Annotated in this window: 22 protein-coding genes; 14 read left to right on the top strand and 8 right to left on the bottom strand. The window is 61.9% G+C overall.

What is annotated here, in order from left to right; all coding sequences use genetic code 11:
• Positions 1–75: 75 nt before the first annotated feature.
• Positions 76–1,398 (top strand): serine hydrolase, encoded by a 1,323-nt coding sequence (locus tag BMF35_RS09585; RefSeq protein WP_047005743.1) that lies wholly within the window; start codon positions 76–78, stop codon positions 1,396–1,398.
• Here BMF35_RS09585 and BMF35_RS09580 read toward each other — a convergent pair.
• Positions 1,395–2,303, bottom strand: coding sequence for a class I SAM-dependent methyltransferase (locus tag BMF35_RS09580; RefSeq protein ID WP_052765898.1), 909 nt, complete (start codon positions 2,301–2,303; stop codon positions 1,395–1,397). The two genes, BMF35_RS09585 and BMF35_RS09580, sit on opposite strands and share 4 nt — an antisense overlap.
• A 101-nt stretch (positions 2,304–2,404) precedes the next feature.
• Here BMF35_RS09580 and BMF35_RS09575 point away from each other — a divergent pair, with 101 nt between their 5' ends.
• Positions 2,405–2,767: a hypothetical protein gene (locus BMF35_RS09575; RefSeq protein ID WP_047005742.1), complete on the top strand. Its 363-nt coding sequence runs from the start codon at positions 2,405–2,407 to the stop codon at positions 2,765–2,767.
• Here BMF35_RS09575 and BMF35_RS09570 read toward each other — a convergent pair.
• Positions 2,761–3,966, bottom strand: a complete 1,206-nt coding sequence (locus BMF35_RS09570) for an exo-beta-N-acetylmuramidase NamZ family protein (RefSeq protein WP_047006492.1) — start codon at positions 3,964–3,966, stop codon at positions 2,761–2,763. The two genes, BMF35_RS09575 and BMF35_RS09570, sit on opposite strands and share 7 nt — an antisense overlap.
• 72 nt (positions 3,967–4,038) lie before the next feature.
• Positions 4,039–4,506 (bottom strand): DOMON-like domain-containing protein, encoded by a 468-nt coding sequence (locus BMF35_RS09565; protein WP_236781513.1) that lies wholly within the window; start codon positions 4,504–4,506, stop codon positions 4,039–4,041.
• A 139-nt stretch (positions 4,507–4,645) separates the two neighbouring features.
• Here BMF35_RS09565 and tyrS point away from each other — a divergent pair, with 139 nt between their 5' ends.
• From tyrS to cysK, 4 genes are all read left to right on the top strand, one after another.
• Positions 4,646–5,878, top strand: a complete 1,233-nt coding sequence (gene tyrS / locus BMF35_RS09560) for a tyrosine--tRNA ligase (RefSeq protein WP_047005741.1) — start codon at positions 4,646–4,648, stop codon at positions 5,876–5,878.
• Positions 5,879–5,949: 71 nt separating this feature from the next.
• Positions 5,950–6,288: a PilZ domain-containing protein gene (locus BMF35_RS09555; RefSeq protein ID WP_047005740.1), complete on the top strand. Its 339-nt coding sequence runs from the start codon at positions 5,950–5,952 to the stop codon at positions 6,286–6,288.
• A gap of 146 nt (positions 6,289–6,434) precedes the next feature.
• Positions 6,435–7,664 carry an MFS transporter gene (locus BMF35_RS09550; protein WP_418202107.1) on the top strand — a complete coding sequence of 410 codons (1,230 nt, stop codon included), beginning with the start codon at positions 6,435–6,437 and terminating at the stop codon, positions 7,662–7,664.
• Between the two features lie 4 nt (positions 7,665–7,668).
• Positions 7,669–8,589: a cysteine synthase A gene (cysK, locus tag BMF35_RS09545; RefSeq protein WP_047005738.1), complete on the top strand. Its 921-nt coding sequence runs from the start codon at positions 7,669–7,671 to the stop codon at positions 8,587–8,589.
• On the opposite strand, the gene hisI is transcribed toward cysK, so the two are convergent.
• Together hisI and BMF35_RS09535 are read right to left on the bottom strand one after the other, a co-directional pair.
• A complete protein-coding gene (hisI, locus tag BMF35_RS09540) occupies positions 8,553–8,921 on the bottom strand; it encodes a phosphoribosyl-AMP cyclohydrolase (protein ID WP_047005737.1) in 369 nt (122 codons plus the stop codon). The two genes, cysK and hisI, sit on opposite strands and share 37 nt — an antisense overlap.
• A 370-nt stretch (positions 8,922–9,291) precedes the next feature.
• Positions 9,292–9,939, bottom strand: a complete 648-nt coding sequence (locus BMF35_RS09535) for a ComF family protein (protein ID WP_047005736.1) — start codon at positions 9,937–9,939, stop codon at positions 9,292–9,294.
• Between the two features lie 41 nt (positions 9,940–9,980).
• Here BMF35_RS09535 and BMF35_RS09530 point away from each other — a divergent pair, with 41 nt between their 5' ends.
• Positions 9,981–10,730 (top strand): methyltransferase domain-containing protein, encoded by a 750-nt coding sequence (locus BMF35_RS09530; RefSeq protein WP_047005735.1) that lies wholly within the window; start codon positions 9,981–9,983, stop codon positions 10,728–10,730.
• Here the strand turns inward: BMF35_RS09530 and ppdK are convergent.
• The 3 genes from ppdK to BMF35_RS09515 form a co-directional block, all read right to left on the bottom strand.
• Positions 10,727–13,393, bottom strand: a complete 2,667-nt coding sequence (ppdK, locus tag BMF35_RS09525) for a pyruvate, phosphate dikinase (RefSeq protein WP_047005734.1) — start codon at positions 13,391–13,393, stop codon at positions 10,727–10,729. The genes BMF35_RS09530 and ppdK overlap by 4 nt on opposite strands.
• A 137-nt stretch (positions 13,394–13,530) precedes the next feature.
• Complete coding sequence (glyS, locus tag BMF35_RS09520) at positions 13,531–15,786, bottom strand: glycine--tRNA ligase subunit beta (protein ID WP_047005733.1); 2,256 nt, start codon at positions 15,784–15,786, stop codon at positions 13,531–13,533.
• Positions 15,783–16,730: a glycine--tRNA ligase subunit alpha gene (locus BMF35_RS09515; protein WP_047005732.1), complete on the bottom strand. Its 948-nt coding sequence runs from the start codon at positions 16,728–16,730 to the stop codon at positions 15,783–15,785. The genes glyS and BMF35_RS09515 overlap by 4 nt, the downstream gene beginning before the upstream one ends.
• Positions 16,731–16,825: 95 nt before the next feature.
• On the opposite strand from BMF35_RS09515, the gene BMF35_RS09510 reads away from it, so the two are divergent.
• The 7 genes from BMF35_RS09510 (at position 16,826) to BMF35_RS09480 (ending at position 21,047) form a co-directional block, all read left to right on the top strand.
• Entirely contained in the window at positions 16,826–17,800 is a 975-nt protein-coding gene (locus BMF35_RS09510; protein ID WP_047005731.1) for a TraB/GumN family protein, read from the top strand.
• Between the two features lie 304 nt (positions 17,801–18,104).
• A complete protein-coding gene (locus BMF35_RS09505) occupies positions 18,105–18,431 on the top strand; it encodes a UrcA family protein (RefSeq protein ID WP_047005730.1) in 327 nt (108 codons plus the stop codon).
• 139 nt (positions 18,432–18,570) lie between these two features.
• Positions 18,571–18,972, top strand: coding sequence for a hypothetical protein (locus tag BMF35_RS09500; protein WP_156172035.1), 402 nt, complete (start codon positions 18,571–18,573; stop codon positions 18,970–18,972).
• Positions 18,972–19,415: a hypothetical protein gene (locus BMF35_RS09495; protein ID WP_047005728.1), complete on the top strand. Its 444-nt coding sequence runs from the start codon at positions 18,972–18,974 to the stop codon at positions 19,413–19,415. Before BMF35_RS09500 ends, BMF35_RS09495 begins: the two co-directional genes overlap by 1 nt.
• Positions 19,416–19,616 (top strand): helix-turn-helix transcriptional regulator, encoded by a 201-nt coding sequence (locus BMF35_RS09490; RefSeq protein WP_047005727.1) that lies wholly within the window; start codon positions 19,416–19,418, stop codon positions 19,614–19,616.
• Positions 19,613–20,038: a hypothetical protein gene (locus BMF35_RS13730; protein ID WP_047005726.1), complete on the top strand. Its 426-nt coding sequence runs from the start codon at positions 19,613–19,615 to the stop codon at positions 20,036–20,038. The genes BMF35_RS09490 and BMF35_RS13730 overlap by 4 nt, the downstream gene beginning before the upstream one ends.
• A 43-nt stretch (positions 20,039–20,081) precedes the next feature.
• Positions 20,082–21,047, top strand: coding sequence for a TraB/GumN family protein (locus BMF35_RS09480; protein WP_047005725.1), 966 nt, complete (start codon positions 20,082–20,084; stop codon positions 21,045–21,047).
• The last annotated feature ends 12 nt before the right edge of the window (positions 21,048–21,059 follow it).

Below are 21,059 nucleotides of genomic sequence, written 5' to 3'. Positions count from 1 at the left end.
GACCATGCGAGCTTGAGTTGACGCTCGGCCTCGCATCATTTAGTCATTTGCCTAAACAATGGATGGAGATCACCAATGCCGCGCCTGTTTCTCGCCGCCACAGCCCTCTCTCTCATGTCGGTCCCGGTGTACGGACAATCCGTAGAGGGTGCCGAAGCACAGGCGGAGGCTATACATAGCGACAACGAACAGCGGCTTGGCCAGCGAGCCGAAGACATCGCCGATGTGCTGCGTGGTGATCGCGCGCCGGAAGACGTGTTTTCCGATGCATTCCTCAACCAGGTCAGCGCCGCTCAGATGGTGGCGATGACATCCCAGCTCGAGGCACAGTTCGGCAGCTTCGTCGGCCTGGAGAGCATGACGCCCGACGATGCAGACGGCTTCGCTCTCGTGACATACCGCTTCGAACAGGCACTTGCTTCCGGACATATCCAGATCGCCGCCGATGACGCCTTCATGGTCGATACTTTGCTGCTTAACCAGATCGAGCCGGTGACCGACAGTGACACACCGATCGCACAGCAAGTCGCGGATTTGCCGGGGACGGCGAGTATCTTGCTGGCATCGCTGGACGGGTCGGATATGGTTTTCGAGCATAACGCCGACACACCACTCGCGCTCGGTTCGGCTTTCAAGCTCTACGTGCTGTCGACGCTGGTGCAGGAAATTGCCGCGGGAGAACGGTCGTGGAGCGACACGGTTCAATTGTCGACCGCGTCATTCCCCAGCGGCACCATGCAGGACTGGCCGCGAGGCGCTCCGGTCACCCTCCATACGCTCGCCACGATGATGATCTCGATCAGCGACAATACGGCGACCGACCAGCTCATCCAGGTACTCGGGCGTGAAGCCATCGAGGCGGAAATGCGCGCCGCCGGCAACAGCGCGATGGATCGGAATATGCCTTTTATGACGACGCGCGAACTGTTCCTGCTGAAGGCAGCAGAGAATAGCGGGATGGACACCTACGCCGATCTGGACCGCGCGGGCAGGCTGGCGGTGCTGGAAAGCTTGGCCGATCGCGACGTCGCTCTCGACAGGGTACGCCAGACGTTTTCAGGTAATCCCGTCCGGATCGACCTCGAATGGTTCGCTTCGGCGCGCGATATGGGCGAGCTTTTCGAGCGCATCAGCGGCGATCCGGTTGCGCTCGACATCATGGCGGTGAATACCGCGCTGCCGGATAGCGCGACCGAGGGCTGGGAGTATGTCGGCTATAAAGGCGGGTCCGAGCCCGGCGTGCTCAATATGAGCTGGCTGCTGCAAAATGCGGAAGGGCGGTTCTACGTCCTCTCGCTCGGTTGGAACAATCCAGAAGCGCCGGTCAATACGGGCGAACTGCTTTCTCTTGCCAGCTCTGCGCTTGCGGCGCATCGGGGCACTGGCGAAAGCGATTAAGCGCGCGTCGCGCCCAGATAAAGCCAGTCTCCCTGCCCCACCCATTCGCCGACAATGGCGACGAGCGCGAATAGAGCGGCATACGCAAGCATTTTGGGGCTCGCCCGCCAGCTTTCGGACGTACCGAAATTATAGGCAAGATCGATGGATGTGTGGTGCGCTGCCTCCATGCGATAGCCGGCGTCCTCGGTCATGCGAGAGAGCGTGGCCTGTGAGAACTGGAAGAGGTGATGCGGCGGCTCCGGATGCGGCCAGTAATCGAGCGGCATCGCCAATTTCCCGGACAGGCGCGGAAACAGGCCTTCAATATCCGGTGTGGACTGCAGCAGCAGGCCGCCCGCCTTCAGAAGGCCTCGCAGCGCCATCAATTCCGCTTTCGGATCGGGCAGATGCTCGATCACATCGAACAGGGTGATGACATCGAAACTTTCAGGCGCGTAACCGGCTTCACGCCAGTCGCCTGTTTGCACTGGCAGTTCGTAATGATCGCGGGCAAAGGCCGCAGTTTCCGGCGATAGCTCCGCCCCGAAAGGCTCCATGCCGGCCTTGCGCGCGCGGTCGAGAAAAATGCCGCTGGAACAGCCGACGTCCAGCACTCTCAGCCCCGCAAGGTCGTGCCGGAACCGCCGAAGCATCGCCAAATGCTGGTCTGCCACGCGGGCCTGGCGCGAAAACCCGTCCGTCGCCTCGTCCAGCAATGTCTCATGGTAATTGGCAACCGTCGTATAGATCGCGGCGATACCCTCGGCATCCGGCGGGTTGGCGATATAGGCGAGCGCGCAGTCGTCGCAGCGCACCAGATGGTAAGTGTGCTTGGTGAACAGATGCGTGCGCGCGGTCGAGCCGCATAGATTGCAGCATTCCACCGCAATGCGCGTCGCCGTGATCTTTCTCTCATGCGCCATGTCGGCGCCAGATAGCGGGGAGTCGGGAAAATCCGGTTAACTTGGCGCGGCACAAGCCTCGTGATATTATCGGACAATCAGGAGATGAACCTATTAAGACCGTGCTGCCGATCATTGCTCTCGCTCCCCTGCTCGTGGCCAACCAGGATGCGCCCGAAGTGGAGGCACCGACAGCCGACACCGCGGCCTTAACAGCCCTCTGGTCTGCGATGCGTAACAATTGCGATGATGTTTTCCGCAATGCGGATGTCGAAGCGCCCGGTGCCGATGCAGGCGCAGTGTTCGAAGGCGAGGCGGTGGGACCTTTGATCCAACGTCGGCCTGCCGAGCCGGGTGCGGTTCCGCATATCAAGGCGGTCGACCTTACCATGGACGGTTGCGCCATGATGCTGACCAATAGCGGTGAATGGCAGCCGCTGCCCGAATTCGAGGACGGCCTGGTCGATTTCGAGCCTGCTCAGTAAAGTAAGACTTCGCGGATATCCGCGCGCCACGCAGATTCGTCGGCGCTTGCAAGCGCTTCCAGATCGGCAGGCGTTGCTGCGTCATCATCCACCCATTCGCGCAGGGACGGGCCGCCATTGATGACATCGATCGCCAGCACGTCGTCGGTATATTCGTATTTGAAATCCTTGCCGCGCCAGATCGGGTAGTCGGGATAAAGGCTGCGCACGGCCTTGAACGCCAGCGCCTGCAATCGCCACGGCTGGAACCGCGCATGGTCGTAATGCGGCCCCTCGGCGTGGATCATCAGCCCGTTGCAGAGCTTGCCCTGATGCTTGTGGAAGGTCGGCTCGAACCAGCATTCGCGCAAAGCGCAGCCGTCCATCCATTCCGGCGCGAGTCGCTGCATTTCTGCCAGCACCGCCTTCGCATCGACGTCGGGTGCGCCGAACAACACTTCCAGCGGGCGCGTGGTGCCGCGCCCCTCGCTCAGCGTCGCGCCTTCCAGCATGACCGTGCCGGCATAGGCGCGCGCCATGTTGAGGCTGGCCGCATTGGGGCTGGGATTGATCCACACGCGGTCGGTCGGCCATCCGAAGCCCGGCCCCGCCTCGGGCAGCCAGTCATGCATTTCGACGACGCGGTAATCGACCTTCAGCCCGAAGTGACGGATGAACCAATGGCCCATCTCGCCCATGGTCAGCCCATGGCGCATTGGGATTGGCGCAGCGCCCACGAAGCTCTCGTGTCCCGGCACCAGCAGCGTGCCTTCTACCGGACGCCCTGCAGGGTTCGGCCGGTCGAGCACCCACACGCTCTTGCCGTGCTTCTCCGCCTCTTCCAGCAGATAGAGCAGTGTTGTTACAAAGGTGTAGATACGGCAGCCAAGATCCTGAAGATCGAAGAGAAAAACATCCGCGCTCGACATCATCTGGCCGGTCGGGCGGCGCACTTCGCCGTATAGCGAGAACACGGGAATGCCGTAGACCGGATCGGTCTCGTGCGCCGTTTCGACCATGTTGTCCTGCTTATCGCCTTTCAGCCCGTGCTGGGGGCCGAAAGCGCTGGTGACGTTCACGCCCGCAGCCATCAGCGCATCGAGGCTGTGCGTCAGGTCTGCCGTCACCGATGCGGGATGGGCGACGAGCGCCACCCGCTTGCCATCCAGCTCGGCGCGCAGGTCGGGTTCCGCCAGCAGGCGATCGATGCCGAATTTCATGCGCAGTCCCTGTCGATAATCGGTATTGGAAGAGACCAGCCTATCGCTCACCCCATGACAGGGCGCAAGCGGCTAAGCCGCTCTTGTGCGCGCAATACAGCCGGTAAAGCTGCGCGGATCGTGAAAGTCGGGCTCCTCCTTGTGATGGGACAAAGCCCAATAGCTCTTCACCCCGCCCTCTTCCTCGATCACGGCGGACAGGCCGATGGCGCACGGCGCTTCGGGCATCTGTATGCGGGGCAAGGATGCGTCGAAGATCGCGATCGCCTGGCCGACGCGCATCGAGCAGTCGGGCTCGCGGCGGAAGACGCGCTCGCTCTGGCCGCTCCGATAATCGCTGAAATCATAGGCCGCCCAGCGCTCGGACGGCGAGAGGTTGAACTCGCTATAGGACGGCGTTCCGTCCTTCGGCATCATGAACAGCTCGAAACAGGTCGTCTGCCACAGCTCATCCGCCCGGCCCCTGCCGGCGAAAGGCGGCACGACGAGACGTTCCACCCCGTCGATGCGCCAGCGCACCCGCATCCAGCTATCCGTCATTGAGAGAATTCGCGCTTCCATGCTGCGGACTGCCAGCGGTGGATGCGCCGCATGTGCGACCAAGTCATGCGTTTGCAAGTGAGAGACCCCGTGCTACGCGCCCCCGACCCAACAAATATAAGCGGCCAAATCCCCCGAGATGACTACTTACGATTCCGAGTTGCTGCGATTGCTCAATCAGCGTGGCCATGTCCATCAGGTGACGGACGCGGCGGGACTGGATGCCCTAGCCGCGCGACAAACCGTTACAGGATATGTCGGATTCGATCCGACCGCGCCTTCGCTGCATATCGGCAATCTCGCTTCGATCATGCTTTTGCGCCGCTTGCAGCAGGCAGGCCACCGCCCGATCGTCATCATGGGCGGCGGCACGGCCAAGGTCGGCGATCCGAGCGGTAAGGATGAGACCCGCCAGATGCTGACCGAGGAGGTGCTCGCCAGCAACATCGCCTCCATCAAGGACAGTTTTCGCAAGATACTGCGTTTCGACGATAGCGAAACCGGCGCACTGCTCATCAATAACGACGAATGGCTGAGCGAGCTGGGCTATGTCGAATTGCTGCGCGATGTGGGTCCGCATTTCACCATCAACCGCATGCTTACCTTCGATTCGGTGAAGTTGAGGCTCGATCGCGAGCAGCCGCTGACCTTCCTCGAATTCAACTACATGATCATGCAGGCCTACGATTACCTCAAACTGTCGCGCGATTACGGGTGCCAGTTGCAGCTGGGCGGCAGCGATCAGTGGGGCAATATCGTGAACGGTATAGAATTGACCAGGCGCATGGACGGCAAGGAAGTGTTCGGGGTCACCGCTCCGCTCATCACCCGCGCCGATGGTCAGAAGATGGGCAAATCGGTTTCGGGCGCCGTATGGCTTAATGAAGAGCAGCTGCCCAGCTACGATTTCTGGCAATACTGGCGCAATACGGACGACCGCGATGTCGGGCGCTTCCTCAAGCTGTTCACCGATCTTCCGCTGGACGAAATCGCCCGGCTGGAAGCGCTTGAAGGCAGCGAGATCAACGATGCCAAGGTGATCCTGGCGGACGAAGTGACGAAACTGGTCCGCGGTGAAGACGCTGCGGCTTCCGCCCGCGCAACTGCTGAGCAGACCTTTGCGGGCGGCGGCAAGGGCGAGGATCTGCCCACGCTCGACGTCCCGCCAGAAGGCGTCCGCATCGGTGTCGCGCTGACCGATCTCGGCTTCACCAAGTCGAACGGCGAGGCCAAGCGCAAGATTGCCGAGGGCGCGGTGAAGCTGGATGATATGGCGATTGCCGATCCCGGCTATCTGATTGAACTGCCAAGCGGGTCCGAAGCGCGCCTGAGCCTCGGCAAGAAACGTCACGGTATTTTGCGTGGAGCCTGACTTTACCGAATGTCCACCATTTGCCGGCTATTCCGTTCGCCTACCAGACTTGCGAAAGGAAAAAGCTCAAGATGGCAGGGGGCGCACAACTCTCGGTAACGGATCTGCGGCGGTCGACGCGGCATCCGGTGGACTATTCCGTCATTGCCGAGCATTTGCAGCATGGCGATCTGACGCTGCACATCTCCAATGTCTCTGCCCACGGCTTTATGGTCGATGGCGCGCCGGAAGTTGGCCGCGGCGATCGCATGATCGTGCGCCTGCCGGCAGTCGGCCGGATCGAGGCATACTGCATCTGGATTACGGACGACCGCGCCGGTTTCCAGTTCGAGCGGATTATCCGGCTCGATGATTTCCAGAGCATGATCTCGGAAATGCAGCCGAACCCCGCCCTTCGACGCCGCGGCTGACCCACCATGCTGCGGGCTTTACCCCGCTAAATCCCGATTAGCTTGGCAAGCGCGATCCGCGCTGCCATGGCGCGCGGGTGGAGCACGCGACGCACCCCTTCCAGATCCCGAATTTCCGCGCCTATGTGGTGTCGCGTTTCGCCAAGATGCTTGCGCAATATGCGATGCTGCTCATCATCGGTTGGCAGACCTATAACATAGCGCGCGATGGCGGGATGACCGTAGGGGAGGCATCTGGCCAGCTGGCGCTGATTGGCCTGCTACAATTCGTCCCGCTATTCCTGCTCACGCCGCTGACCGGTCTGGTGGCAGACCTCTTCAATCGCCGGAACCTCGCCAGGCTAACGCTGCTGGGACAGATCGCTTGCGCGCTTACGCTCGCCATCGCAACATCGCAGGACGCGATTTCCCTGCCGCTTTTGTGGGGCGTCGCAGTGGTGCTGGGCATCGTGCGTGCCTTTGCCGGACCTGCCTATTCCGCCCTCGCGCCTAATCTGGTGCCGCCAAGGCTCCTGCCGACCGCCATCGCCCTCTCCTCGATTGCGTGGCAAACCGGCATGATCGCCGGCCCGGCCATGGGCGGCTATCTCTACGTTGTCGATCCCGCCCTGCCCTATGCCATTGCCACCGCGCTGTATGTCGCCGCGCTGATCGGCATCACCATGATCAAGAACCTCCCTCCACGCCAGCCGACGCCGAAAGCGCCGCCGCTCGCGCAGATCCGCGATGGCCTCGCCTATGTCGGGCAAAACAGGATGGTGCTGAGCACAATTACGCTGGATCTGCTCGCCGTATTCCTCGCAGGTGCAACCGCGCTCTTTCCGGTGTTTGCCCGCGACATCCTGCAGGTCGGTGCTACGGGGCTGAGCCAGCTTGCCATGGCTCCAGCAGTCGGCGCGGCGGCCACAGCAATCCTCTTCAGTGTCAGGCCGCTGAAAAACAACGTCGGGCCAATGATGCTGGTGGCGGTCGCGATATTCGGATTTGCTACGATAGGTTTCGCCTTCTCGCGGTCGATGCCGCTCAGCCTGGCGCTGCTGTTTGTCGTCGGCGCGGCGGATATGTTCTCCGTCTATATCCGCCAGTCGCTCATCCAGTTGCACACGCCCGATGAGAAGCGCGGGCGTGTATCGGCTGTGTCGCAGCTGACCATCAGCGCCAGTAATGAAGGCGGCGATGCGTTCTCCGGCAGCCTTGCGCTGGCAATCGGGCCGATTGCGGCAGTCGCGCTGGGAGGTATCGGCGCGGTTGCGACCGTCGCGATGTGGGCCTGGCTGTTCCCCGTGCTCCGGAAAACCAAGACCTTCGATCCTCCGGCGAATGTGCTAGAAGCTTCGCCAAAGCCCTCCACCGAACCTGACAGACAGGAAAGCTGACACCATGAAGTTCGACAACGTCCTGCAATCCATCGGCGGCACGCCGCATATTCGCCTTTCGCGCCTGTTCCCCGATCACGAGGTCTGGGTGAAGAGCGAGCGCGCCAATCCAGGCGGTTCGATCAAAGATCGCATCGCGCTCGCCATGGTCGAAGACGCGGAGAAGAACGGCAAGCTGCAGCCGGGCGGCACCATCATTGAGCCGACCAGCGGCAATACCGGCATCGGCCTCGCCATGGTTGCGGCGGTCAAGGGCTACAAGCTGGTGCTGGTCATGCCCGAAAGCATGAGTATCGAGCGCCGCCGCCTGATGCGGGCCTATGGTGCCACCTTCGACCTGACGGCGAAGGAACAGGGCATGAAAGGTGCCATCGCGCGCGCAGAAGAATTGATCGCCGAAACGCCGGGCGCCTGGATGCCGCAGCAATTCGAGAACCCGGCCAATGTGGTTGTGCACGTTGAAACGACATCGAAGGAAATCCTCGCCGATTTCGCCGACGCGCCGCCAGCCTATATGATCACCGGTGTCGGAACCGGCGGGCACCTGACCGGCTGCGCGGAGGCGCTAAAGAAGCATTGGCCCGATATGAAAGCCTTTGCTGTTGAGCCCGAGCTTTCTCCAGTCATTTCAGGCGGCCAGCCCGGCCCTCACCCGATTCAAGGTATCGGCGCGGGCTTCATTCCGGGCAATCTGCACACAGATGCAATCGACGGGGCCATCACGGTGGGCGCGGAAAACGCCAAGGAAATGGCCCGCCGCTGCGCTGCGGAAGAAGGTTTGCTGGTCGGCATAAGCTCCGGCGCGACTTTGGCAGCCATTGCGAAGAAAGCCGAAGAACTTGATGCCGGAACGCGCATCCTCGGCTTTAATTACGATACCGGGGAGCGTTATTTCTCCGTACCGGATTTCTGGCCGGAGGACTGATTGCTGTCGACGGGGGCCAAGCGGTCCCCGTCCATCCTGCGATAGAAGCAGCTGACAACGCCTGTGTGACAGGCCGGGCCTTTCGGCGTGACTTTCATCACGATGGCGTCCTGGTCGCAATCGACCAGCAATTCCTCCACCTGCATGGTGTTGCCGGACGTTTCGCCTTTCATCCACAGCTTGCCGCGACTGCGTGAGTAGAAATGCGCGATGCCGGTGGAGCGCGTTGCTGCGACGGCCTCTTCGTTCATGAAAGCTACCATCAGCACCTCCCCGCTCTGCGCGTCCTGCACCACCGCGCTTAGCAATCCGTTGGCATCGTATTTCGGCATGAAGGCGGTGCCTCCCTCGCGTTCAAGATCGTATGTCGAAATCGTCCGGCCTTTCGCGATTGCACAATGGGTTGCGTTTCACATACCCGTTTGTTGCACGATAATCACAATTTCGTTCCAAATACCACCGATCGCAACAAAGCAGTTTCGCTTGGCACCATTCGATGGGATGACTCCTCCAGCGGCTTTGACGGGCCGTTGCCATTTCCGGCCAGGGAATGGGGGGTCTGGGTGTCACCTTCATGACAAGGGGCATCCGGTCATGAGGGTTTGGAGCGGACGCGCCGGCTGGGGGGCTGCGCGAAAGTTCCAGCGATATCGTCACGCGAACGCCCGGGTTAATCGCCCGGGCGTTTTGCGTTTTGGCCAGCTAATGCTCGACCACCCTGCTGAAGCAGACGATGCGGATGTGCCGCGCCCCGGCAGATCGCAGCGCGGTAATGCAGGCATTGGTGGTCGCGCCGCTTGTCAGCACATCGTCGACAAGCAGGACGCTGGCACCCTGCAACTCCGCCTTGCGCCGCGGATTGGCAGCGATAGCGCCCTCCAGCACTTCAGCGCGCGCTGCTTTGCCCAGCCCGCCAAGGCTTGGCGTCTGCCGCGTCCGCTTAAGGCCATCGACACAGAGCCGCGCCCCGCTGCGCTTGCATAGTTCTCGTGCCATGAGCGCGGACTGGTTGAACCCGCGTTGCCATAGCCGCACCGGATGCAAGGGGACCGGAACGGCGAGCCAGTTGCCCTCCAACGCACCCAGTCGCCCTGCCATTTGCCGCGCCATCATCGTCGCCAGCGCGATCTTGCGCCCATGCTTCAGCGACAGCACAAGCTTGCGCGCCGTATCGGTATAGAGCGTCGCCGCGACGATATCGGGTCGCTGCGGATCGGGCTCGGGGATCTCTAGCGTGGACCAGCACGGCACGCACAACCCATCCTGCGCTGCGATGGCATCGCCGCAGAGCGGGCAGCGCGGCGGATAGACCAGGTCCACCAAAGGAGCGATTGCCTGTTTCAGCGCCATTGGGGCTATGCTGCCCGCGCGCCGACTTGTAGGCAAGCGCCGTGACGAACGCGCCACCCATCATCTTCTCGCAGCAACGCAAGCAGGCACGCCGAGAGCGAGCCTCTGCCATCTTCGAGCAAGGAGCCAGTGACTGGTTCCTGCTCGATCACATGGTGGAAGACGCGGTGGAGCGTCTGGCTTTCATGCGGCATGATCCTGTCGATGTCTTTCTCGATGGCACCGGCTCTCAGTTGCTTGTTTCCAAGCTGCCCGGTGATCAGCGAAGTTTCACGCCTGTGCCCCACGATCTGGACAGTCCTCCTCCCGTGCAGTCCGCGTCCTTCGATCTCGTTGCCAGCATCAATGCGCTCGACACGGTGAACGACTTGCCCGGCGCGCTGATCCAGATGCGCGAATTGCTGCGACCCGGCGGCGTGGCTCTGGCGAGCTTTGTCGGTGGCACCAGCCTGCCTGCCTTGCGCCGCGCCATGTTCGAGGCGGAGCCGGATCGCCCCGCCGCGCGCATCCATCCGATGATCGATCCGCGGTCCTGCCCCGGCCTGCTATCACGCGCGGGCTGGCGCAATCCGGTTGTGGACAGCTATGTGCTGACCGTGCGCTATTCCTCGCTCGCCAGCCTCCTTGCCGACCTGCGCGGACAGGCGCTCGGCAGTGTCCTTGCCAACCCCGGCCCGCCGCTCGGTAAGGCCGCCTACGCCAGAGCCCAGCAGGCGTTCATGGCGCAGGCGGACGAGGACGGAAAGGTCAGCGAGACGTTCGAGATCGTTGCCCTGACCGGCAGTCGCTAGCCGCCGCTTCGCAATGCCGCTTGCGCCGCGGCGAGCCTCGCAATCGGCACGCGATAGGGCGAGGCGCTGACGTAATCGAGGCCCACTTTCTCGCAGAAGGCGATGCTTTCCGGGTCGCCGCCATGCTCGCCGCAAATGCCCAGCTTGATGTCGCCGCGCGTTGCCCGGCCCCGCTCGGCCGCCAGTTCGACAAGCTGGCCCACGCCGTCCACATCGAGGCTGACGAAGGGATCGCGCGCATAAATGCCCTTGTCGACATAAGCGCCGAGGAAACGCGCGGCATCATCGCGGCTAACGCCCAGCGCAGTCTGCGTCAGGTCGTTCGTGCCGAAGCTGAAGAAGCGCGCTTCCTCCGCAATCTCGCCGGCCATCAGCGCGGCGCGCGGCAATTCGATCATCGTGCCGACGAGGTAATCGACCCGAGAGCCTGTATCGGCAAAGACTTCTTCGGCCACACGGTCCACCAGCGCCCGCAGGATGGCGAGCTCTTTCTGCGTTGCGACCAGCGGGATCATCACTTCGGGCACGACCGGCTCGTCGGAGGTCGAGACCTCGCAAGCCGCTTCAAAAATGGCGCGCGCCTGCATGGCGTAGATTTCCGGGAAAGTAATACCGAGGCGGCAACCGCGATGCCCCAACATCGGGTTGAATTCGTGCAGCTCGTTCGCGCGGCGCTTGAGGTGATCCACGCCGAGGCCGAGCGAGTCGGACAATTCGGCAAATTCCTCGTCGCGCGTCGGCAGGAATTCATGCAGTGGCGGGTCGAGTAGGCGGATCGTGCAGGGCAGGCCCGCCATGGTGCGGAAGATATCGGCAAAATCGCTGCGCTGTTCGGGCAGCAAGCGGTCTAGCGCGGACTGCCGCGCGGTCTCATCCTCGGCGAGGATCATGGCGCGCACCGCGCTGATACGGCTTGCATCGAAGAACATATGCTCTGTACGACAAAGGCCGATCCCTTCCGCGCCGAAACCGCGCGCGGTCTTGCAGTCGGCCGGCGTTTCCGCATTGGTGCGAACGCCCATGCGGCGATGCTTGTCCGCCCATTCCATCAACACGCCGAAATCGCCTGCTAGCTCGGGCTCGATCGTCGGCACGCGGCCCGCCATGATCTGGCCCGTTGCACCGTCCAGCGTGATGACGTCGCCTTCCTTCAATTCGCGCGCACCGATGCGCAAGCGTCGGCTGGCAAGATCGATGGAGACGCCCGACGCGCCCGATACACAAGGCCGCCCCATGCCGCGCGCCACCACGGCGGCGTGGCTGGTCATGCCTCCACGCGCTGTCAGGATGCCGCGCGCTGCGTGCATGCCGTGAATGTCTTCAGGGCTGGTCTCGACGCGCACGAGGATCACATCTTCCTCGCGGTTGGACCAAAGCTCCGCAGTGTCCGCATCCAGCACGATCTTGCCGGAGGCTGCGCCGGGCGATGCAGGCAAGCCGGTGCCCAGTTCCTCGCGCGGCGCATCGGGGTTGAGCGTGGGGTGCAGCAGCTGGTCGAGCGCCATGGGATCGACGCGCAGGATCGCGGTCTGCTCGTTGATCAGCCCCTCGCCCACCATGTCCACCGCCATCTTCAGCGCGGCTTTGGCGGTGCGCTTGCCCGAGCGGGTCTGCAGCATCCACAGCGTGCCCTGCTGCACTGTGAACTCGATATCCTGCATGTCCTTGTAATGGTCTTCGAGCAGGTCGAACACGCGGGCGAGTTGCGCGTAAGCCTCGGGCATGGCTTCTTCCATGCTCGGCTTTTCGGCACCGGCATTCTCGCGCGCGGCCTTGGTGAGATATTGCGGGGTGCGAATGCCTGCGACCACGTCCTCGCCCTGTGCGTTGATCAGCCATTCGCCGTAATAGGCGCGCTCGCCGGTGGAGGGGTCGCGGGTGAAGGCGACGCCGGTGGCGCTGCTGTCGCCCATATTGCCGAACACCATGGCCTGCACATTGACCGCGGTGCCCCATTCGGCACTGATCGCGTTGAGGCGGCGATAAACCTTGGCACGCTCGCTATCCCAGCTGTCGAACACGGCAGCGATGGCGCCCCACAGCTGTTCGTTTACATCCTGCGGGAAAGGCTCACCGCGCTCTGCAGCGACGATGGTCTTGTATTCGCCCACCAGCTCTTTCAGATCGCCTGCCGAAAGCTCGGTATCGGCGAAATAGCCGCGATCTTCCTTGGCGATCTCCAGGGCTTCCTCGAACAGGCCATGGTCGAGGCCGAGCACCACATCGCCATACATCTGGATGAAGCGGCGATAGCTGTCCCAGGCGAAGCGCTCGTCCCCGCTGGCGCTGGCGAGGCCCTGCACCGTCTCGTCATTCAGGCCGAGATTGAGTACGGTATCCATCATGCCGGGCATGGAAACCCGCGCGCCCGAGCGTACCGAGACGAGCAGCGGATCGGCCGCATCGCCGAAGCGCTTGCCGACGGTTTGTTCGACATGACCCAGCGCCTGCGCCACGGCGGCGCGCAGTTCGTCCGAGAAGCTCTCACCATGCGTCAGGTAGCGGGTGCATTCTTCGGTCGTGATCGTGAAGCCGGGAGGCACAGGCAGGCCGATGCTAGCCATATCGGCAAGGTTCGCGCCCTTGCCGCCGGTGACGGTCTTGTCCTTCTGCCGCGGATCGTCATGCGGAGCGTTTCCGCCGAAGGTGTAGACCGTATTCATAAAATCACTGTCTTTCCTGAACTTCGAAATTGACACACCTGACATCGTGACGATGGCCTATTTCTCGTCCAACTCGTTGTTATTCATAGTCAAAACCGGCGGCGAGCGAAGTTGACACTCTGCCGGAGCAAAACAGCTCAACCCTCGATCTTGCTGAAATCGGCAACGCCGTGCACCGCGGCGCGGAAACGGGCGAGCAGGTCGAGCCGCGCGGCGCGCTTGTCGGGATTGTCGTCATTCACCGTCACCTCGTCGAAAAACGCATCGATCGGCGCGCGGAGGCTGGCGAGCGCGGCCATGGCGGCGGCAAAGTCCTCCGCCTCTACGGCAGCGGCGGCCTTGGGCTCGGCAGCGTCGAGCGCATCGATCAGCGCCTTTTCGGCGAGTTCGGGCGTGTAGGAAAGCTCGCGGGCAGCTAGTTGCGCTGCGTAAATCTCACGCATTTGCGGATCGTCCACGTTCTCCATTGGGTCTTCGTCGCCGGTAGACATAACCTCGTCATTCCCGCGCAGGCGGGAATCCAGCTGGACTCCCGCCTGCGCGGGAGTGACGAGGTAGTTTTCCTTCTTGAGGATGTTGCTCGCTCGCTTGTAACCGGCGAGGAGATTGGTTCCGTTCTCGGTTTCCATGAAGGACTGCAGCGCGTGGACGCGGGCGAGCAGGCGGACGAGATCGTCCTCTCCGCCAAGCGCAAACACTGCGTCGATCAGGTCGTGGCGGACGCCAGCCTCACGCTGCTGGACTTTTAGGCGGTCGGCGAAGAAGTCGAGCAAACCCTCCCTCTCCGCTCGCCCTGAGCCTGTCGAAGGGCTGCTCTTTTCTTCGGAAAGGAAGGGCGATGCTTCGACAAGCTCAACATGAGCGGAAATGAGGCTGATGCGAAGGCTGTTAGCCTCGAGCAATCTGATAATAGAGAGCGCAGCCCTTCGCAGCGCAAACGGGTCTTTCGAGCCAGTAGGCTTTTCATCAATCGCGAAAAACGAAACCAATGTATCCAGCTTGTCCGCCAAACTCACTGCAACCGTCACCGGAGCGGTCGGCACCTCATCGCCCTGCCCCACGGGCTTGTAATGATCGCGGATCGCGTCGGCGACTTCGCCAGGAAGGCCCTCGGCGCGCGCGTAATAGCCGCCCATAAGGCCCTGCAATTCGGGGAATTCGCCGACCATCTCGGTGACGAGATCGGCCTTGGCGAGGCGCGCTGCTTGCTCAGTTTCCTCAGGGGCCGCTCCCTTCACGATCCCCTCTTCCACCAACCATCGCGCCAACTTCGCCACGCGCTCGACCTTGTCGGCCACCGTGCCCAGCTTCTCGTGGAAGGTGATCCGCGCCAGCCCCTCGGCGTGGTCGGCGAGCGTTTTCTTGCGGTCCTGCTCCCAGAAAAAGCGCGCATCTGCCAGGCGCGCGGCCAGCACCTTGCGGTTGCCGTCGACGATGGCCGAGCCGCCGTCTTCCGCCTCGATATTGGCGGTGCAGATGAAGGCGTTGGCCAGTTTGCCCGCACTATCTTCGCACACGAAATACTTCTGGTTCACCCGCGCGGTGAGCTGGATGACTTCGGCCGGAACGTCGAGGAAGTCCTCTTCGAAGCGCCCAAGCAGCGGCACGGGCCATTCGGTCAGCCCGGCGTTCTCGACCACCAACCCTTCATCTTCCACCAGCGAGAGGCCCGCATCGGTGGCAGCTTTCGCCGCGCCATCGCGGATTATGGCGGCGCGCTCTTCGTGGTCTACGATGACATGGGCGGCGCGCAGCTTCATCGCATAATCGGCGGCGTTACCAATGGTGATATCGCCGGAGTGGTGGAAGCGGTGGCCTCGCGTCGTGTTAGAAATATCTAGCTTCGCACCACCTGCAATCCCCGGCAGTAGATCGATGCTGCCGTTGACCTTGCGATCACCGACCAAAGCGACAATTCCGCTTAGAGGCCTGACCCAACTAAGCGACTGACTATAGATGGAATCACCGCCCCACCGCATAGATTTCGGCCAAGGCATCTGGTGCACAATCGTCTGGATCACACCATGAACTATGTTGTCGATCCTTCTGCCCGGCACGTTCTTGACCGCGAAATAGGTCGCCCTGCCCTTTACATCGCGCGTTTCCAGATCGCCGCGATCAACGCCCATTTTGCGGCAGAAGCCGTCCACCGCCTGATCCGGCGCGCCGACGGGCGGGCCCTTGGCCTCTTCGCTGACAGCCTCGGTCGCATCGGGAAGCCCGCGGGCGATCAGAGCGAGGCGTCGCGGCGTGGACCATACGGTGATGTCGCCCACGGCAACCCCGGCGGCATCCATCTCGCGGCGGAACAGCTTTTCCAGCTCAGCGCGCGCGCCAGCCTGCATGCGCGCAGGGATCTCTTCGGAGCGCAATTCGAGGAGGAAATCACTCATAGCGACCACTCCGGATATTTGGCCTGCCATTCGGGCGCCATCAGCTGTGCGTGCTTTTCGCACGAACCGCGCGCGAGGTCGCGCACGCGGGCCATGTAGCTGGCGCGTTCCTGCACGCTGATCACGCCGCGCGCCTGCAACAGGTTGAAGATGTGGCTGGCTTCCACCGCCTGTTCGTAGGCGGCAATGGGCACGTCTGCTTCCAAAGCATTGCGGCACTCGGCCTCTGCCTTGTTGAACAGGTCGAACAGTGCATCAGTCTCCGCGACTTCGAAGTTCCACTTCGACATTTGCTTCTCGTTCTCGAGAAACACCTCGCCGTAAGTCACGCGCCTTTCGCGTCCTACCGCTTCGCTACTTGAGGACGTGCCGCCATTGAAATTAAGGTCGAACACATTGTCGACGCCTTGGATATACATGGCGAGCCGTTCCAGCCCGTATGTGAGCTCACCCGCCACCGGCTTGCAGTCGAAGCCGCCCATCTGCTGGAAATAGGTGAACTGGGTGACTTCCATCCCGTCGCACCACACTTCCCAGCCAAGGCCCCACGCGCCCAGCGTCGGGCTTTCCCAGTCATCCTCCACGAAGCGGATATCGTGTTTGAGCGGATCGATGCCGATTACGCGCAGGCTTTCGAGATACAGGTCCTGTATCTCGGGCGGGCTCGGCTTCAGGATCACCTGGTACTGGTAGTAATGCTGCAGGCGGTTGGGGTTCTCGCCATAGCGGCCATCGGTCGGGCGGCGGCAGGGCTGCACGAACGCTGCGTTCCACGGCTCCGGTCCCAATGCGCGCAACGTCGTGGCGGTGTGGAACGTGCCTGCGCCCATGCGCATGTCGTAGGGTTGCAGGATCAGGCAGCCCTGCGCGCTCCAGAAATCATGCAGCGCAAGGATCATGTCCTGAAAGGACTTTTGCGGATTGCGGGCCGTGGCAGTGCTCATCGTGCGCGCGCAATGGCTGAAGCCCCCCTAACCGTCAATGCCGCACCTCTCGAAAGGCGCTTGACGGGCGGTAGGCCAGCGGCTCTGATGGCGCCATGTTCGCCCGTATCGGCAAAGCCATCCTGACGCTCGGCGCTGCGGCCGCCACCGCCTTCGCCCTTCCCGCCTCCGCACAGGACGATACGGCGCAGGTCAACACCTATAGCTTCACGCAGGATTACGAGCCCAGCCCGGCCATCTGGCGCCTCGCCGACGAGGACACGACGATCTACATGTTCGGCACGATCCACGTGCTGCCCGAAGGGTTTCGCTGGCGCTCACCCGAATTCGACGCAATCGTGGAAGAGGCGGAAACGCTGGTGGTGGAAACCAGCGACGCCGACAGTTTCAGCATGCTGAACGCCGTCCATCCGAAGGTCAATCGCCTCACCACGTCGTCGGGGTCGATTTCCGCAAGCCTGTCTGTCGCCAACCAGCAGCGTTGGCGCGAATTCATAGAGACCACCGGCGCGCCTTTCACGATGGTGGACCAGATGCCGGTGCTCGTCGCCCTGCTCTCTTACGCCCTGACACCTGTCGAAGACGGATCCAGCTTCGAATTTGGCGTTGAAACCGTGCTGGAGCGTGCCTTTGCCGAAGCGGGCAAGCCTGTCGAGAGCATCGAGAATTTCGGCCATGTCTATTACCAGATCGTGCGGGAACCGCGCGAACCGCTGATCGCCGACCTTGAACGGCAATTGACGCAATGGGGCGGAAAAGATGCCGCCGGCCTGTTCGATCCATCGACCGACAATCCGACGGGCGATGAATACTGGTCCATGGAGCACGCATGGGCACGCGGCGAGGTGCAGGACGATTTCGACCTCGGCTTCGGTCAGGGCGCGGTGGGAGAAGCCTTTCACGACATCCTGATCGTGCGCCGCAACCGCGAATGGGCGGAATGGCTGGAAGAGCGGCTGGAGCAACCGGGTACCATCCTGCTGGCAGTCGGCGCGGGCCATTTCGAAGGATCGGACTCGGTCCTGCGCTTCCTGGTAGATCGCGGCATCCCTGCCGAGCGCATTCACTAGCAGCGAATCACACCTTCGAAATTGTGAGAATCGAGTCGCCGTGTTGGCGAGTCGGCCCTGATTCGCGCGATCTGCCATCCACCGGACTGGTTTTTTCAGGTCGGCTACGGCCGTGCTCCGGAAAATTTTTTCAAATATACTTCAAGCACTTGAGACCAGGATGGTCATGCCTGTGTGTCTTTTTGTCAGGTCATGTTGACATAGGAAAGAGCACGCGACATAAAGTAAGGGCAACCTGACATAGCGGAAGGTTGACGAGACATACTGACTAGCTACACTGACACTCACACAAGGACACAGACCCATGCGTAACACCCTCATTTCCCTGGCCGCTGCGACTGCAATCTTCGCCGCTCCCGCCGCTGCGCAGGACACCGAAACAGTCACGCTGACCATCCAGACCGAAGACCTAAACATGGCTGACGCCGACGACCAGGCCCGCTTCCAGCAGCGTGTCGACCGGGCCATCCGCCAGGCCTGCGCCACCGGTGGCCGCGACCTGACCTCGCGCCGCATCGAAGCTGCTTGCCGCGCCGACCTCGCGGAAAGTGTCGCCCACAGCGTCGAAGTCGCCGTGAACGAAGGTCGCCTGCCGATCGTCGCTGCAATCGAAAGTGCGCCGGCCGCATAACCAAACACCGGCAGGGCGGCGCTCCCCCCACTCCCCCCAGAGCAAGCGTCGCCCGCCTACACGATTTCTCCTAGTCCCTCGCCGCAACGGACCCTACCCCGCCCGGCGAGGGGCACCCGCAAAGGACAGTCACGCAGTTATGCCGAGTTCCAAGAAGGCAACGAAGAACAGAGCTCCGCTGAACCTCCTCATGGGAGCGGTCGGCCTCCTGGCTGTGCTACTCCTCCTGCTTAACCATCTCTTGCCGCTGCCAGATGCGGTCCGTTTGGTTTGCGGACTGGCACTGATCGTGGTCATTCCGACGCTGTGGTCCACCCGCAAGAGCGACGAATACACGCTCCAGCTTTGGACAGCAGGCGCCAACGCAGCATTTGCTACTTGTTTGTTTTTCTTCTTCTTCCTGGCGCTCGCGCAGGGCACCGCCGATGCTTTCCCCGAATGGGAGGCAAACTTCATCGAATTTACAGACCACGCCTTCGACCTGACCTTGCTGGCCTTCTTCCTAGCCTTCAACATCAAGCGTTTCACGGGAGCCCTGTGATGCCCTACCGCCCCAACACCTACGACCACGAAGCAGCATTGAAGGCGCATCGCGAGCGGCTTTACTGGCTGACCTTGCTCAGCGGCCTAGCTAACATCGCACTGATTGCCCTGTATGCGACCGGTACCGATTTCGTACTGTCCGGCGTGATGCTGGGCGGCGTTATCGGCTCGCTCGTGGTGACGGCTTTTCGCGGCAACACCGATGACTATTATCAGGCGTTGTCGCTGACAGGCCTGCGCTGGATGGCGGTGACGGTCGGCTTCCTGGCGCTGGTGCTGATGCCGCTCTCGGATCGCACACTGGTCGAGATCTTCGCGCCCGGCCTCGCCCCCTTTGCTACCGATAGCATCATGGTGCTGCTCATTGCCTGCCTCGCATTTCATGCAGGGTATGCCTTCGCCTATCTGCGCGACAGCCTTTTGGTGCGAGGAGCGGCCTGAATGAAGAACCGTCTCAAAGTGCTGCGCGCCATGCGCGACTGGAGCCAAGCCGAATTAGCTGGCCATCTCGATGTCTCGCGCCAAGCGGTGAATGCCATCGAGACGGGCAAGCACGACCCGTCGCTCCCGCTCGCTTTCCGGATTGCGCGGCTTTTCGAGATGCCGATCGAAGAGATTTTCGACGATGGAGAACCATCATGACCGATCAGAAAATTGCACCATCGGGTGAGGAGCGACTGAAAAGCCGGCGAATGCGCTACCTACGCTTCTGCGCGATCGGGTATGCTATCGCTGCGGCCGTGGGTGTTGCCTCCGGCTTTCTGAGCGACCAGTTCGAAAGCGGTGCTATCGCAGGCTGGGTCATCGTCGCGCTGTGGGTCTTGGCCGTGGCCGGTTTCGCCTGGTTCTCGGTCGAGTATTTCCGCCGGGTCGATGAGTTGGAGATCGCCCATCAACTGTGGGCAGGCACCATTGCCCTTTACGTTTACCTGTTCGGCGCGCCGAGTATCTGGTTCTTTGAAGATATTGGCTTGCTTATCGGCGTGCCGCATTATGCGATCTATCTCGTTACCGGCGCGACGTTTATTCTTGTATACGGTTGGCGCAGATTGGGCTTGCGCTGAGCGACATTATCGTGCCCTCAATTCATCAAACGGAGAGACTGACATGAAAACCCGCTTCAAATCCCTTGCCGCCGCCAGTGCGGTGGCGCTTGCCGCTTTCGGCATGCCGCAGCTGGCCCTCGCAGACGATCACGGCGATCACGCTGCGCACGCCGAAGCCACCGGCCCTGCCCTCTGGCAGCTGACCGATGAAGACACAACGATTTACATGTTCGGCACGATCCATGTCCTGCCCGAAGGCCTCGACTGGCTGCAGCCGACCGTGCAGACCGCGCTCGAGAGCTCCGATCAGTACGTGTCGGAAATCGATACCAGCCTGATTCCCGATTTCGATCCCGCGTCGGGACAGGCTCCTCCGCCCGAAATCATGGAAATCGCCCAGATGCAGATGGCTCTCGCCCAGCTGACGACCGGCGGCACGCTGCGCGACTTGATGAACGAGGAAGATCGCGGCGAATACGAGGCCGCCATGGCGTCGCTCGGCATGCCGGCCCAGGCTTTCGACGGCTTCGAGCCGTGGTTCGCCGCAATGACCATGATGCAGCTCTACATGATGCAGTCTGGCCTCAACCCCAGCGACGGCGTCGAGATGGTTCTCGACGGCTATGTCGAAGGCAAGGATCGCGCAGCTTTCGAAACGGTCGAACAGCAGATGGGCTTCTTCGACAACCTTCCGATCGAATCACAGCTGCAGTTCCTAGATGAAGGTGCAGAAGCTCTGGTCGAAGAAGGCGCGATGACTGCAATGTTCCAGGAAATGGTTGACGCCTGGATGGCCGGTAATCCGGACCAGCTGGCCGCCGTCGTCAATGACAGCATGAGCGACCCCATCCTTTACGACGTGCTGCTGTCGCAGCGTAACGCCGAATGGGCGAACTGGATCGACGACCGCATGGACCAGCCCGGCACCGTGTTCATCGCTGTTGGCGCAGGCCATCTCGGCGGCGAAAACAGCGTGCAGGATTACCTTGCAGAGCGCGGCCTGACCGTGGAGCGCGTGCAATACTGATCCGCGCATTTC

The organism is Aurantiacibacter gangjinensis, from assembly GCF_001886695.1.
Lineage (GTDB): Bacteria > Pseudomonadota > Alphaproteobacteria > Sphingomonadales > Sphingomonadaceae > Alteraurantiacibacter > Alteraurantiacibacter gangjinensis.
The sequence above is the reverse complement of the archived record's forward strand: the minus strand, read 5'-3'. Positions and strand labels throughout refer to the sequence as shown.

Coding starts and splice junctions, on each gene's coding strand:
- cysK (WP_047005738.1), top strand. CDS start 7,669: ATGAAGTTCGACAACGTCCTGCAATCCATCGGCGGCACGCCGCATATT.
- glyS (WP_047005733.1), bottom strand. CDS start 15,786: ATGAGTGATTTCCTCCTCGAATTGCGCTCCGAAGAGATCCCTGCGCGC.
- tyrS (WP_047005741.1), top strand. CDS start 4,646: ATGACTACTTACGATTCCGAGTTGCTGCGATTGCTCAATCAGCGTGGC.
- BMF35_RS09555 (WP_047005740.1), top strand. CDS start 5,950: ATGGCAGGGGGCGCACAACTCTCGGTAACGGATCTGCGGCGGTCGACG.
- BMF35_RS09570 (WP_047006492.1), bottom strand. CDS start 3,966: ATGAAATTCGGCATCGATCGCCTGCTGGCGGAACCCGACCTGCGCGCC.
- BMF35_RS09515 (WP_047005732.1), bottom strand. CDS start 16,730: ATGAGCACTGCCACGGCCCGCAATCCGCAAAAGTCCTTTCAGGACATG.
- hisI (WP_047005737.1), bottom strand. CDS start 8,921: ATGCCGAAATACGATGCCAACGGATTGCTAAGCGCGGTGGTGCAGGAC.
- BMF35_RS09585 (WP_047005743.1), top strand. CDS start 76: ATGCCGCGCCTGTTTCTCGCCGCCACAGCCCTCTCTCTCATGTCGGTC.
- BMF35_RS09505 (WP_047005730.1), top strand. CDS start 18,105: ATGCGTAACACCCTCATTTCCCTGGCCGCTGCGACTGCAATCTTCGCC.
- BMF35_RS09510 (WP_047005731.1), top strand. CDS start 16,826: ATGTTCGCCCGTATCGGCAAAGCCATCCTGACGCTCGGCGCTGCGGCC.
- BMF35_RS09580 (WP_052765898.1), bottom strand. CDS start 2,303: ATGGCGCATGAGAGAAAGATCACGGCGACGCGCATTGCGGTGGAATGC.
- BMF35_RS09550 (WP_418202107.1), top strand. CDS start 6,435: ATGCTTGCGCAATATGCGATGCTGCTCATCATCGGTTGGCAGACCTAT.
- BMF35_RS09495 (WP_047005728.1), top strand. CDS start 18,972: ATGCCCTACCGCCCCAACACCTACGACCACGAAGCAGCATTGAAGGCG.
- BMF35_RS09490 (WP_047005727.1), top strand. CDS start 19,416: ATGAAGAACCGTCTCAAAGTGCTGCGCGCCATGCGCGACTGGAGCCAA.
- BMF35_RS09535 (WP_047005736.1), bottom strand. CDS start 9,939: ATGGCGCTGAAACAGGCAATCGCTCCTTTGGTGGACCTGGTCTATCCG.
- BMF35_RS09480 (WP_047005725.1), top strand. CDS start 20,082: ATGAAAACCCGCTTCAAATCCCTTGCCGCCGCCAGTGCGGTGGCGCTT.
- BMF35_RS09500 (WP_156172035.1), top strand. CDS start 18,571: ATGCCGAGTTCCAAGAAGGCAACGAAGAACAGAGCTCCGCTGAACCTC.
- BMF35_RS13730 (WP_047005726.1), top strand. CDS start 19,613: ATGACCGATCAGAAAATTGCACCATCGGGTGAGGAGCGACTGAAAAGC.
- ppdK (WP_047005734.1), bottom strand. CDS start 13,393: ATGAATACGGTCTACACCTTCGGCGGAAACGCTCCGCATGACGATCCG.
- BMF35_RS09565 (WP_236781513.1), bottom strand. CDS start 4,506: ATGACGGATAGCTGGATGCGGGTGCGCTGGCGCATCGACGGGGTGGAA.